The 13780-nt window shown below is 47.7% G+C and carries 10 protein-coding genes; 4 read left to right on the plus strand and 6 right to left on the minus strand.

What is annotated here, in order from left to right; all coding sequences use genetic code 11:
* The first annotated feature begins 250 nt into the window (after window positions 1-250).
* From VNK96_09150 to VNK96_09165, 4 genes are all read left to right on the plus strand, one after another.
* Entirely contained in the window at window positions 251-916 is a 666-nt protein-coding gene (locus VNK96_09150) for a rhomboid family intramembrane serine protease (protein HWP31869.1), read from the plus strand.
* Window positions 917-2758 (plus strand): DUF5693 family protein, encoded by a 1842-nt coding sequence (locus VNK96_09155; protein ID HWP31870.1) that lies wholly within the window; start codon window positions 917-919, stop codon window positions 2756-2758.
* 5 nt (window positions 2759-2763) lie between these two features.
* Window positions 2764-3825 (plus strand): polysaccharide pyruvyl transferase CsaB, encoded by a 1062-nt coding sequence (csaB, locus tag VNK96_09160; protein ID HWP31871.1) that lies wholly within the window; start codon window positions 2764-2766, stop codon window positions 3823-3825.
* A 68-nt stretch (window positions 3826-3893) separates the two neighbouring features.
* Entirely contained in the window at window positions 3894-6452 is a 2559-nt protein-coding gene (locus tag VNK96_09165; GenBank protein ID HWP31872.1) for a hypothetical protein, read from the plus strand.
* A 156-nt stretch (window positions 6453-6608) separates the two neighbouring features.
* Here the strand turns inward: VNK96_09165 and VNK96_09170 are convergent, their stop codons facing one another.
* From VNK96_09170 to VNK96_09195, 6 genes are read right to left on the minus strand one after another with little or no spacing between them, the layout of a single operon-like run.
* Window positions 6609-7715 (minus strand): Nif3-like dinuclear metal center hexameric protein, encoded by a 1107-nt coding sequence (locus VNK96_09170; GenBank protein HWP31873.1) that lies wholly within the window; start codon window positions 7713-7715, stop codon window positions 6609-6611.
* Window positions 7716-7742: 27 nt separating this feature from the next.
* Window positions 7743-8090, minus strand: a complete 348-nt coding sequence (locus VNK96_09175; GenBank protein HWP31874.1) for a carboxymuconolactone decarboxylase family protein — start codon at window positions 8088-8090, stop codon at window positions 7743-7745.
* A 27-nt stretch (window positions 8091-8117) separates the two neighbouring features.
* Window positions 8118-8690 (minus strand): isochorismatase family protein, encoded by a 573-nt coding sequence (locus VNK96_09180; protein HWP31875.1) that lies wholly within the window; start codon window positions 8688-8690, stop codon window positions 8118-8120.
* 37 nt (window positions 8691-8727) lie between these two features.
* The gene (locus VNK96_09185) at window positions 8728-10869 is read right to left on the minus strand and encodes a DPP IV N-terminal domain-containing protein (GenBank protein HWP31876.1); all 2142 of its coding nucleotides are present in this window, start codon (window positions 10867-10869) and stop codon (window positions 8728-8730) included.
* 52 nt (window positions 10870-10921) lie between these two features.
* Window positions 10922-12283 carry a VWA domain-containing protein gene (locus VNK96_09190; protein ID HWP31877.1) on the minus strand — a complete coding sequence of 454 codons (1362 nt, stop codon included), beginning with the start codon at window positions 12281-12283 and terminating at the stop codon, window positions 10922-10924.
* 41 nt (window positions 12284-12324) lie between these two features.
* Window positions 12325-13773, minus strand: a complete 1449-nt coding sequence (locus tag VNK96_09195; GenBank protein HWP31878.1) for an FHA domain-containing protein — start codon at window positions 13771-13773, stop codon at window positions 12325-12327.
* Between the last annotated feature and the right edge of the window lie 7 nt (window positions 13774-13780).

Here is a 13780-nt window from a genome sequence, read left to right on the forward strand (position 1 = left end):
CTTTTTCATATAACTTTTGAAGAAAAACTTAGCATTTCCTCTAATAGAAAGAGAAATTCGCTAACTCGTCTTCCCTAAAATCATTTTTCTCCATCGCGCCTCACGGCGCTCCTACAAGTTTGAATTATCGCGCCTTACGGCGCTCCTACAAGTTTGGTAAATCATCGCGCCTTACAGCGCTCCTACCATTTACTTCTCGCTGTGACACTCAAATACACACGTCTTTCTGCTATGCTATTGCTCTTCGGACATGATTCCTATTCGCGAAAGAGGAAGACTGCGAGAATTTCCTTTCGTTACGTACACCCTCGTTATCCTCCTCATCGTAATTTATCTCTGGGACAGAGAATGGTCGCTCTTCGGTGAACGGGTGGTTTTCACTGACCTCGCGGTGCGACCGGTAGACGTGATTCGCGCTCTTTATGGAGGGGATAAAGAACCTCTAATCACGCTTTTCACGAGCGCCTTTTTGCACGGAAACATTGCGCATCTTCTCTCGAACCTCATTTTTCTCGTTGTTTTCGCACCGAGAGTAGAGGTGTATTTCGGTGCGATGCGTTTTGCCCTTTACTATCTTTTTTGGGGAGTCGCTGCAGCGTTTACGCAAATCATCGTGATGCCCGATAGCGGAACCCCAATGCTCGGTGCATCGGGTGCTATTGCCGGAGTGATGGGCTCTTATCTGTTGTTATTTCCTGGCGCGCTTATCGAAGTCATCATCCCCCCCCTTTTCTTTTGGACCTTTTATGTTCCCGCATGGGTAATGCTCACTCTTTGGTTCGTCTTTCAAATATTTTCTCCTCAGATTGGCGTTGCGAACTGGGCGCATGCAGGTGGGTTCTTGGCGGGAATGATAATCGTCATGCTTACTGGGAATCGAGAACGCGCTCGTCGTTTGCGTCCCGGAGTGTATTAGATGGAACGATATCGTGCTCCGAAATGGCTATGGATTTGTTTAGGAATTAGTTCCCTCGTTGCATTCGGTATCGGAATCGTTCGCTACCGAATGGAAGCGCGGGCAAAAGCCGTTCACCTCGCTGCGCCAATCGAGGAAATCGAACTTTGTGCCGCGCTTTCCGGTGTTTCGTTCACGGATGCTTTGCAACGATTAAAATCTGCGGGATTAACCGCCGTCGTGGTAAGCGAAGAAACGTTCGAATCGTTAGAAGAATCAGGAGAAATCGTTCCAACAGTAAAACCGAAACGTGGTTTTCTCGTCCACGATAAAGAACTGTTCGAAAGAATCAAAACTCTCTACGGCGGTCTTCAACAAACAAAATCTCAATCGCACACTTTGTTTTTCGATGAAAGCGGAACGGAAATCTCTTTGCCAGTCTCTTTGAATGAGATACTCGTTTACGGAGTCGGTTTCGATAAAACGATTTGCCGAACGATACAAAACTCGGGATTAGCCCTCATCGTTCGCGTAGGAAATCCACCGGTGAATAGCGACCGTATGATTCGCGCAATCTTAGGAGAAATGCAATCTGTAAAAGCGCAAGGAGTTATTTTCCAGCAAGACCAAGTTTTAGGATGGAGAGACCAAGCGGAATTCGCTGCAAGCGCATTGCAAAAAGCCGGAATCTGGTACGGGTCGGTCGAATTCGCAAATCAAGCGGGAGACCGTGTTTATCTGCGTGTCGCACCGGAAAACGTTCTCCGCGTGCATAGCGTTTTGCCAGCGGAAATGACGCAAAACGAAATCTCTACAATTAAAGAGAGATACGTTCGCGCTGCCACGGAGCGCAACATTCGAGTCTGCTATCTTCGCCCCCCCGGAAATAGCAAAGAGAGTTCTTTAGCAGGATTCGGAAGTTTTATTTCGAACATAAGAGACTCTCTGCGAGCGGAAGGTTACGATGCGAAAAATCCTAATTCGGTGCGTTCGCCCGAAATCCCCACGCTTTTTCGTTTCGTCTTGGCTTTGGGTACCGCACTTCTCGCAATTTGGCTCGTGGAAGTTCTGCTTCCTCACACGCCATGGAAAGCGCTCATAGCGCTCGTTATTTTGGTGATTACTTTATCCATTTGGTTTTCTCCATTCGCTTTGAAAATAAGCGCGCTTATCGCCGCGATTTCCTTCCCTACATGGGCAATGTTGGAGGGCTTTGCGCGCATCTCTTCGGGAGAAAAACGTTATTGGAGCCTGTTTTATATCGGCATCAGCCTCATAAGCATTTTCGGGGGGCTGCACGTCGCAGGAATGCTCACTTCTTTGCCCTTCATGATAAAAGCCGATCAATTTCTCGGGGTGAAATTAGCGCATATCCTTCCACCCGTGATCATAGGAAGCGTCTTCCTCTTTCGACAAGTACCTATGCGTTCCTTATTAGGAAAAGAAGTTCGTTGGTTGGACATCGCTGTGATTATCGTTTTGCTTCTCGCACTGATCATTTTAGTCGTGCGTACAGGAAACGAATCCCCGACTGCTGTTTCGAGTTGGGAACTCCGAGCGCGAGAAATCCTCGACCAAATCTTGCCCGAACGGCCACGGACGAAAGAAATCTTTTTGGGTAATCCCGCTTTGGTGTTAGGTTTGATTTTTGCATTGCGAAGCGAATGGAGATTCGTTCCGCTGTTGGGTTTCGCCGCCGCCATCGGACAAGCAAGCATCGTCAACACCTTCTGCCACTTGCATACTCCTATCGAAGTGAGTGTGGTACGAACGCTAGTCGGTCTTTTCGTGGGGGCTATAATCGGCCTTATCTTGTGGGGGATTATTCGCCCTCAATTCAGGGAGCATAGGACATCGAATTAGCAAAAATTGTCGTCGCAGGATATTTCGGATGCGGCAATTTAGGAGACGAAGCCGTCTTGGCTGGCTTTCTCACCTCGCTGCGAGACCACCCCATTCGCCCTATCGTTCTTTCAGGAAACGCAGAAAAAACCTATCAAGCACACAACATACGCGGCATTCCCAGACGCGATACATCTGCAATAGTTGCAGAACTACGCGAATCGCACGCATTAGTTTTTGCCGGTGGAAGTTTGCTCCAAGACGTAACCAGTCTCGCATCGCTTCATTATTATTGCAATCTAATTCGTTTAGGGAAAAAATGCGGGAAGCCAGTTTTTCTTTTAGCACAAGGAATAGGTCCGATTCGCAGTTTTTTCGGAAAAGCGATGGCGAAGTCTGCTCTCAATCTTTGCGATGTGATTACAGTGCGAGATCCCGAAAGTCTCCAAACGATACGCAAATTAGGAGTGAAAAAAAACGTAACCGTAACCGCGGATTTCGCATGGCTTTGTCCATCCGACACGACGAGCAAAGAAGAATTCGGGTTGCCGGGGATGACGAGTGTAGGGATTGCGGCGCGACCTTGGAAGGGAATGAAAAATCCCGCTGCGATTTTCGGCAATTTCGCGCTCACTCTTTTCAAAAACAACTACGTACCTGTCCTTATCGAAATGGACAAAACGAAAGACGGCGAACTGCTCGACGCCATCGCCAAACTTCACGGGGGAAGATGTCCAGACATCCGCAACCTAAGCTCTCCTTCACAACTTCTTGCCAGAATTCAGCGGCTGCATTCTATGGTCGCCATGAGGCTTCATGCCGGGATTCTTGCCTGCGTAGCAGGAATACCGCCCATGATGATATCCTACGACCCGAAAATCTCTGCTTTCGCAGAGATCATGCAGCTTCCGACCCCGCTCAGTGTTGAAAATCTAACTCCGGACCGACTATGGAACGCCTTCCAAGAATACGAACGTCAGAAGGATAATCTCAAACTTATCTTGGAAAAGAAACGCTTGGAGCAGACAGAACTTGCGAGAAAAAACGTCACAATATTGACGGAGAGACTCCCGGCGTTAGCAGGTTGAAGATGAGAAGAAAAGATTACTCGACCCGCTTTCGGGTCAGATACGAAGGTGGGATAACAAAGGTATGCGTGCCCTTTCTTCTCGTTTTTGCGTTCGTTATTGACCTCCGCGCGGATGTCCTCGACTGGCTCAATCAAGAATTTCTTCAAAAAATTCAAATCACAGGGACGCAAAAACTCGGACTTCATCTTTATGACATCCAAGGAGACGAAGAGCAATTCAATCAGCAGTTTTTCCGAGGAAGAAACAATAAAATTACAGACGAGCGCCTTCTCAATATTCGAGCGAATAATCTCTTCGGTTTTCTCAATGTCGACGCACAGATAAACAATTCCCCCTTTGCCCTTCCGCTCGAACAAAAGATGACTCTGAATGTAGAAAAGGGATGGTTTAAAGCAGATGCGGGTGATATTAATGCCTCTTTGAGCGGTGGGAACGAACTCGTTCGATTCAATAGAACGATGCGAGGACTTCAACTTCGTGCAGACCGAGGGAATCTTAGCGCGCAAGCGATCTATTCCGAATCGAAAGCCGCTCCGAGAACAGTTACCTTGCAAGGAAATAACAGTCCAGGTCCTTATTATTTAGGCGCGGGTCTCATCGTAGAGGGTTCGGTATATGTGCAGGTTGACGGGGACGAACAAGAACTCGGCGAAGATTATACGCTGAACAGTTATATCGGGACGATAACGTTCATGAAATCTATCCCCCCCAGTAGCACGATTGTAGTAACCTTCGAAACCCTTACCATCAACCAAAGCAGGTCGGACGTAATGGGGGGGCTAATTTCCTATCAAGTTCTGCCAGGAGTGAAAATCGGGTATACCCGCATGGAACAAAAACCTAAAGCGAATTTCGGGCTTGCGCAAATAACCGAAGAGTTCTACGGTTACGGTCCTCCGGATATGCCGTATTACTTGAGCATGATTCCCGCTAAAGAATTCCCGATTATCGTTACGGTGGATGGGGTGTTACAAACAGAAGGTGTGGATTACTATTTCGATGAGAATAATCCGCAAATCTTTTACATGACATATTACGTGCCGAACACTTCGATTATTCGCGTAACGTATACCCCTAAACCCGACCCGGGGACTTTCGGAAACGGACGAAGGATAGTGCATGGTTGGGATATAGGTTGGACGATAGGAAAATCGGGGAAGCTCTCTTTTAGCACGGCGGAAAGCAGTTTGTATTCTCCCTTGGGCGTTCAGCATGGTCGCGCACAAGCGGCGAATTTCCAATACACTTGGGGGCGTTTCGAGTTCGGAGCGAGATGGAGAAACATCCCATCGACGTTCGTTTCGGTGGAGTCTTCCGGTTTCATGCGAAATGAAAAGGGGGGGGATATTCGAATGCGCTACAATGCAGGGAAAGGGTGGAAGTTCGGTGTCCAAGCCGCTGACCTCTCCATATCCACACCGACCTACGGGGAGGATGGTTTTTCGACGATTCATGGCAAAACGCAATCCTTGAAACTCACTGCGGATTACCAACAAGGAACCGATAAAACTGCGTTCGCGAATTACGATTACTTCAAAGGCTCATATGCAGGAATCGCAAATTCTGGGCAGAAACTTACTGCAGGATACAAGCAAACCTTCAAGAAATGGACTTTAGAATCTACATTGACACAGCAACACACGACGACTACGAAAGTTACGGATTCTGGAACAGAGCCGGTAGATGCGGACATTTTCGGAACTCGCATTGCTGCTTCTTATCGAGCCAGCGACCAGTTCAACCTCGTTTCTTCATTCGGTTTAAACGACATCAAAAGCGAAGGAAAAAACAGCACGGGCTACGACGTCAATTTACGCGGAGAATATCGTTTTTCAGACAGGTTGTCCATGGATTTGACTTTGGCAGACACCTATAGCGGATTGATTGCGGGGTTGAGTGGATATATGGGGGGGTATGGGTACGGATATAACGGAAACGGATTCTCAGGCGGAAGCTACGACTTGACGTACAACAACGCAACCTCTCGAGCAAAACTCGCGCAATTTCACGCACAATGGCAACCGACAGATAACCTTTCTATAGAACCGTTACTCGCTTATACGCTCTCAGAGGGAGACAACCTCTCGAATAGTCGCTCCTTTACCGCTTCCCTCAATGCTTCATGGACGCCGAATAACAAAACTTCTTTGTACACACGATTCGACCATACAAAGGTCGAATTCGTCGGGGGAAGCGGACCCAGTCATTCCACGATTGCAAACTTCGCGCTCGACCATCGTTTCACCAAGCGTTTAAGATTGACTGCGGATTATGCATTCAGCGTATCGGGGGGGATTGGACTGAGCGGATTCAACCAGCGGTTCAACACCTTATTCGCAAACTTGAGTTATAACCTCGCTCCACGTCAGCGACTTTTTACGGAATTTCGAAATGGCAACGTCATCGGATATTTAGCCGATAGAGAGAATTATCTCGGCGTCGGCTATGCCTACGACATTCTCCCGGGCATCGCTTTGCGTGCAATCTATCGCTGGAGAGAAAGATTGAACCTGGGTTCGGAAAGCGAGGAAGGGAGTTATAGAAGTTCAGGGTTCGATATCGAATTAGAGATTAATTTCAAAGACAACGCACCGTTTTGGTCGAAGAAAAAACCCAAGTTATAAGGGACGTTCCTCCTAAACTCGTTCCCAAACTCTGTTTGGGAACGAAACTAATCTCCCCGATACAAGGAAAAGTTCCGTCTTGGAGGTTTTCCCTATTTCGTAATGGAAACAGATTTCCTGAAAAAATATAATTGCTTCCCAAGCAGAGGACAACGTCTATAAATAATACGGTCTCCCTGCCGTACCCATTTTCGGTTCGAATAGTTCGAAGTTCACTTCGGGTAAGGTTTCTCGAAGTCGTTTACATAAAGAACGCATCGCAGGTTGTTCGGTAGCGTAATGACCTGCTTCGATAACGCTCAACCCTCCTGCCTGCGCGTATAGCGCCTCGTGATGTTTCACCTCTCCCGTCAAAAGGACTTCACAACCTGCTTCGATTGCACTATTCCAATAAGAACCTCCAGCCCCCCCTACTATTCCGATCGTCCTTACACTCTTCGTGAGATCTCCATAAAGTTTCGTCTTCGTTTCCAAAGTGTTTTCTACGCGAGCACAAAACTCGGCGAGTGAACATGCTTGCGTCAACTCGCCCATCCTCGGCAAAGATTTGCGCTCCACGTTCGCCACTTCGTATAAATCGTATGCGGGTTCCTCGTAAGGATGCACCGAAAGTAACGTCTTTATCGCCTCTTCTTTCAAATGTCCCGGCACGAGAATTTCGACACGCACTTCCGGTACGACCTCTCGCCCCCCCAAGCTCCCGATGAAAGGTTGCGCTCCCGGCTGCGGTTCGAACGTACCCGACCCAGGATGATAAAATGCGCACCGACGATAGGCTCCGATTTCTCCGCAGCCAATCTCCGCTAATGCATCGAGCAATTTATCCAAAGATTCCTCGGGTAAGAAAGTGAACAACTTATATGCTTTGGTAGGAATATCTTTTCCGAACGGTCGGACGTTTTTCAAATGAAAACAACTCGCGAGTGTATCGTTCGTCCCCCCCGGAGCGGCATCCCAGTTCGTGTGAGCGCATAACAAAGCGATGTTATGCCGAATCGCTTCTCTTACGACGCGAACATTAGGAGAATCCCCGGCTACGTTCGCTAAAGGTATATAAATAGGAGCGTGATGGGTTATCAGAGCGTCGAATTTCTTCGAAACAGCATATTCTATCGCATCCAACGACGGATCGAGCGCCACTAAGCAACGCTCGACTTTGTCCTTTTCGCTCCCCACCTGCAATCCAATCGCATCGTTAGGAAGGGCAAGATGAGGAGGCGCGATCGAATCGAGGGCATGAAGAAGTTCAGCGACGGTCGGCATAAAAACTCATTTTAGCGAATTTCAACCTTATGCGGAGGGAAGCAATTCGTCCAAAACCTCGAAAGCGTAGCGTAGATGCGGAATCACGATACTTCCTCCGATGACCAGTCCGATATTCATCGCTTCCCACAATTCTTCACGAGTGCAACCTTCGGTTACGCAACGGTCGAGATGATAGAAAATACAATCGTTGCATCGCAATACCAAAGAGCCGACCAATCCCATCATTTCTTTCGTTTTGGAATCCAATGCGCCACTTTCGTAAGCGGATGAATCCAAAGCGAAGAAACGCTGAAAAGGTTTGAATCCACAACTCAGAATTTTCTCGTTCATTTCCGCACGATAGGCGCGCGTTTCAGCGACTTTTCTTCTCATGCTTAAAAGTGTAGCCTTTCGAGAAACCTAAGAGTAACGTTTTACGATTTCTAATGCCTTTCTAAATTCCTCGGTCCCCGCCTGCCCCAGCCATTCATAGGCTACCGATTCCGTGTGTGCCAAGACTGCTCCTGCCACCCGCAATCTCTCTAATGCTAACAATTCGTCCCTTTCGTTCAGACGGGAACCCATCGCATCGAAGCATACGATTACATCTCGCACATTCTGCATGTTTAAAAAATCGAAAACGGTTTGAGTCACACATATATGCGTTTCTATCCCCACGATGATCGCTTGGCTACGCTTCAATGACGACCAAGCATTCTCGAAACCCTCGGCACCATAAGAAGAAAAACACATTTTCCCGAAACATCGTGCAGAGGGGGGAAGTATCTCTAAAATCGTTCGTGTAAGATGTCCCATTTTTTCAGGATACTGTTCTGTTGCGAGAAGGGGAATTTCCAATAGATTCGCGATTTCAATCAAAAATTTCGCCCTTTTGACAATCTCCTCTTTTCTTGCAATCGGAGCCAAAAAAGAATCCTGCAAGTCCACCACGATAAGGCAACTTTCCTCACGTTTCGCAAGCGCTTTTGACACGGTTTTTATCCACTCACCTTATAGCGCAGGAGAATTCCTATTCGCAAAATCCACCGCATACCCATTGATTATCCCTTAGAATCGAACTGCTCGTATGAAGACACCGAATAAAACGCTCTACGAAAAACTCCAGCATCCTATCGTGCCGTATTCCTACGTGTCCCCAATCCGGTGCGATTTGAACTTCGAAACTCTTATCGGCATTCTGCAAAGCCCGAATCAATTGACAACTGTTCGACGGATGCACGTTGTCATCCGCAGTACCGAAAAAAATCATGAGTTCCCCTTTCAATTCCGATGCATACGTCATCGCAGAACCCAAACGATATCCTTCTTTGTTGTCTTTCGGCAATCCCATATAGCGTTCCGTATAAATCGAGTCGTAATTCCTCCAATCCGTAACGCTCGAAGAACCGCATGCCGCACGAAAAACGTTCGGGTATCGAAGCAAACACATTATCGAAGCATAACCACCATACGAAGTGCCCGCAATCCCCACCCGCGTAGAATCTATATAGGGTCGTTGGGCTAAAAATTGCACACCTGCAGCTTGATCGTCGATTTCCACTCTTCCGAGTTTTCCGTAAACTTCGTCTTTGAACGCCTTCCCGCGTCCGCTCGTTCCTCTCGAATCGAAAACTGCAACCAAAAATCCTAACTCCGTTAAAGCATCCGGAAGCTCGAAGCGTTCGTTCACCATTCCCGATTCAGGACCCGCGTATACGTGTACGAATAAGGGATATTTTTTTTTCGGGTCGAAATTCGACGGCTTATGGAGCATTCCATAAAGAGTCGTTTTTCCGTCCGCTGCGAGATAAGTAAAAAGTTCAACCTTTTGTAAGTTCAACGAGCGAAACTTCGAGTCGTCACTTTCTGCGAGCGTTTCGATAAGTTGCCATTTATCATCTCTCAGGGTAGTAACAGGGGGGGTATCGTGAGTTTCGGCAATGTCTATGATATGCTTCCCATCCGGTGCGACTTGTACACTATGATGGAATCTCGGATCGGTCAATCTCGTGTCGCCCTTTCCATCGAGCCCTACGCGATGGAGTTGAATTTTATAAGGGTTATCTCCGCTTCGACACGTGTAATATATCGTATTCGTTTTCTCGACGACTCTTTCGATGTTCACGACTTCGAAAGGATGCTGGGTGATAGCACGAACTAATTTCCCGCTGATTTCATATAGATAGATATTCCGAAACCCAGTTCTTTCGGAAATCCAAAGAAATCGTTTCGAATCGAGCCAGTGAATCGGGGGGGAATTCTCTGTCCAACTCTTTTTCCATTCCTCCCTCACGATGACTCTCGTTTTTCCAGTGCTCGGGTCGCTTGCGCAAAACTCCATCACATTTTGGAGCCGATTCGTGCGATTAAACAGCAACTCCTTGCCATCAGGAGACCAACGCACAGAATAAACATAATGCCCCACGACGTCGTCCGAAAACTCTTTACCGTCGCGTACATCGAGTTTCACAACGCGTTTAGTCGCTGAATCGTAAACGAACAAATCCAAAGCCGGATTCGGTGCACCGGCTTTCGGATATGCCTCGACATCTAAAACCGATTGAATCGAAGTCAACCCTTTCGTAAGGAAATAATCCGGAACGTTCCTTTCATCGATTCTGTAAAACGCTAATTTTTTCCCATCGGGAGACCACCACATCGCTTCGCGCACACCGAGTTCTTCGCCGTACACCCACGATGCAATGCCGAATTTCACCCGCTTTTGCACACTCCCCTCCGTCGTTACGGCGAATTCTTCCGTCCCATCCGTTTTCGAAATATAAACGTTCCCGTCACGATAGAACGCTCTGAGACTTTCATCCGGAGAATAAACTTCGGAATATTGTCTTCCTCTTTCTGGCCATCTTCTCAAATCGTTTTTATGTGATCTCGAGCGCGGGGCTCCTGATGGTGAATCAGGTGCTCTTTCGAGGCTATTTGTAGAGATTACATAACGATAATTCTTTCCATCCTTTTGAAATAAGAAACTCTTTCCGTCTTCTTCCCATGTGACCCGAATCCTTCCCATTCGAACGCTGTTCGCAATTTCACCTCGCATCCGCAAATAGTTCCGATATTCGGGAATGTTGGAAAGTTTATCTTGTGAAAATGCGACGAGGGGAAATAGAACTACGAATGAGAGTAGCGCATGGTGCAATCGAGAGTACAGCATGATTCGTAGTATATACTCGAAATGGAGTATCGAATGAAAGGAAGCGAAGTGTCTATTCCGTCTTGTTTTGTTTCTTCCCCTGGTCCAGGGTGATGATGGTGCCTGTGAGTGTTTTCTCGACTTCTTTCGCTTTCCCCCCCTGTAAATCTCGAATCGCCTGATGGACTTGCTGCGCCTCTGCAGTGCGCCCTTCTTGCAAAAGAAGCATTTGGGTCTTTTGCAATTCGGCGACTGCCATCGCTGCGGTAACTTCCCCTCTTTTCAAACCCATAATTGTTTTTTCTACCGCCCGGCTTACGCGCGCGATTTCGACTGCGCCCGCCACACGTGGATTTTGGGGGACATTGCATCTCTCCGCATCGGCAGAAAACTCCAAAATCACATCGAAATCGACACTTTCTTCTTTTCCGGTTACTGCATCGTCGTAAATCAATCTTCCAGTAAGCACGCGATAAATTCCCAAAGGATGATTCTGAAACTCCAAATCCAAAACAACTTCCAGTGAATTCTCCTTCTCCACATCCGCTAAATTCAATTCGATTTCTCGCTGACCATAAGGTATAGAATGACCGAAAATCTGACGCAGAACTACCCAACGTGCAGTTTTCAAACGCAAACGAAGATTCCTTCCGGCGAGGGTAAACAATTTATCCAACTCCGCTCGGAAGATTTCGGGAATCAATTCCGGTTTGGAAATGAAATAATAATTCCCCCCCGCTCTTTTCGCCATTCCTGCCAAAAGTTCCTCGTTGTATTCGTACCCGAATCCTAAAAACGTGGAAGTAATTCCTTGATTTTTAATCTCGCCCACATGTTGAACTAACGAGTTGTAATCTTTGATTCCCGTGGTCGGTTCTCCATCGGTAAAAACAATGAGCCTCTCGACTCTCCCAGGCTCTCTTGCGGAGAGAATTTGTTGAGCACCTAATGCAAGACCGTCGTAAAGATTCGTGGTATTACCCGGCACGATACGTTGGATATGCTGTTTGATTAAATCCTTATTGACGATTCTCCGAGGGGGAATCAAAACCTCTGCCGTCTCTGCGAAGGTTACGACACTCAAGATGTCGTTCGGAGCGAGGAGGTCTACCACATAACTGCACGCACGTTTGACATAATCCAACGGCTCTCCCTCCATCGAACCGGAGCGGTCGATAACGAGTACTACATTCAAAAAAGGTCGAGCGCCTAAACCTGCCCCCCCTGTGCCTCGAATTTCCAACAAAATCTGTTCGCGCGAAGGGGCGTTTGCCAAAATGCATTCTCTACCGGGAATGACGGAAAGTTCCAAACCCTTTTCGGGCATCACAGGGGGAATCATTTGCGTGCGCAGATCCGCCCCTAACATATGCGTTTTTTGCGCATCGTTTAGGCTTTGCGTACGGTTTGCGTCCTGGTTGGTATTATCCGGCATGTCTTGCTCTGAATTATAGTTTTACTCTAATGAATGTCGTTTTACTCTAAGCGAAATGTGGTCATCCCGATTTTGACGGTGTCCCCGCGTCGCATCGTCATCTCATGAATTTTGACACCGTTTACGAACGTTCCGTTCGTAGAATTCGTGTCTCTTACGAGAACCCCGTCTGGAAGGGGCATAAAGGAGGCATGTCTTCGGCTGGCACTTGGGTCGAAACTCAGATTCACCCCGACCGCCTCTCTTCCGGCAATGGTTTCCCCTGGTCCTATCGGAAACCTCTTACCGCTAAGAGGACCATCTAATGCCAGCAAGAAAAATTGAGAGGGGGGCGATGAAAGAGTGGGTGTAGAAATCGTCGGCGTAGATATCGTTGGCGTAGAAACTGTCGGCGTAGAAATCGTAGGCGTACTCGCAGGTTGTGAAGGTTGCTGAACCGAAGAGTCGATGGAATAGTCAACGGTTTGTGGGACAGTAGGTCGAACATTAGCCGGAATATTTTTCATCAAAAAACGAAGATGGAAAGAACCTATATTAATGACATCCCCATGATTCAGCACCGCTTCTTTCACTCGAATCCCGTTTACACCGATTCCGATTGGCGCCCCCCCATCCACGATGCGATATAAACCATTCTGGCGAACGATGCACGCGTGCATCGGCGCGAGATTCGGGTCTCCGAATAAAGGAATGTGCGCATTTTCGCTTCTGCCGATAAAAGTTTGCGGAGCATCGATAATCCATTCTTTTCCTTCGTTTCTTCCCAATTCCAAGCGAACCCATGCTTTACGAGAAATGCGCTCTACGATGCCGACGAACAATCCAATAGCTCCCCCCGTACATACGCTCGCAACGGCGCGAGAAACCAAGCCCACTTCCCCGTAAACCTCCCCACGCATAGCGAGAATGAGAGTCCCGAAAATGCTTCCTAAAAAATCGAAAGAGGCTCCTCCGACAGCCCCGCCGATAGCCCCCCCGATCATCCCTTGAAATGCTCTCCTCAACGAAAGGGAACCGATTCCGTAAACGAAGCCGATGAGCGCACCGAAGGGAATGAACACCAAAACTCTTGCAAAAATGCGTTGAGGTATTTCATATGGCTTTAAATCCACTTTGGTGAAAATGTCCGCCGGAAACCACATATTTACGAACGCTTCGCTCAGTCGCAATCCGATGAACCCGCCTATTGCCCCTAAAACGAACCCCCCCAAAGCCCCTCTAAGAAAATGCGTCCTGCTCCCTTGCAAGTATCCGCTCACACTCCCCAAAGCCAACCCGATAAAAGCGCCTATAGACAAAGAAAACCATATCTCCCACATGCTCCAATTTCTCATCAATGCGAAAGAATGCCCTCCTCCTATACTCTCCAAACTCTGGATATCCTGCGGAAAGAGAATAGGAAGGTTTTTAGGTGCAAAGGGTTCCGTAATCATCCAGCCGACGAGCCCCCCCAAGGCTCCCATTAAAGCCATAAACAAGATTTGTCCCATACGCTTA

This window comes from Fimbriimonadales bacterium, from assembly GCA_035559795.1.
In the GTDB taxonomy this organism is placed as follows: domain Bacteria; phylum Armatimonadota; class Fimbriimonadia; order Fimbriimonadales; family ATM1; genus DATMAR01.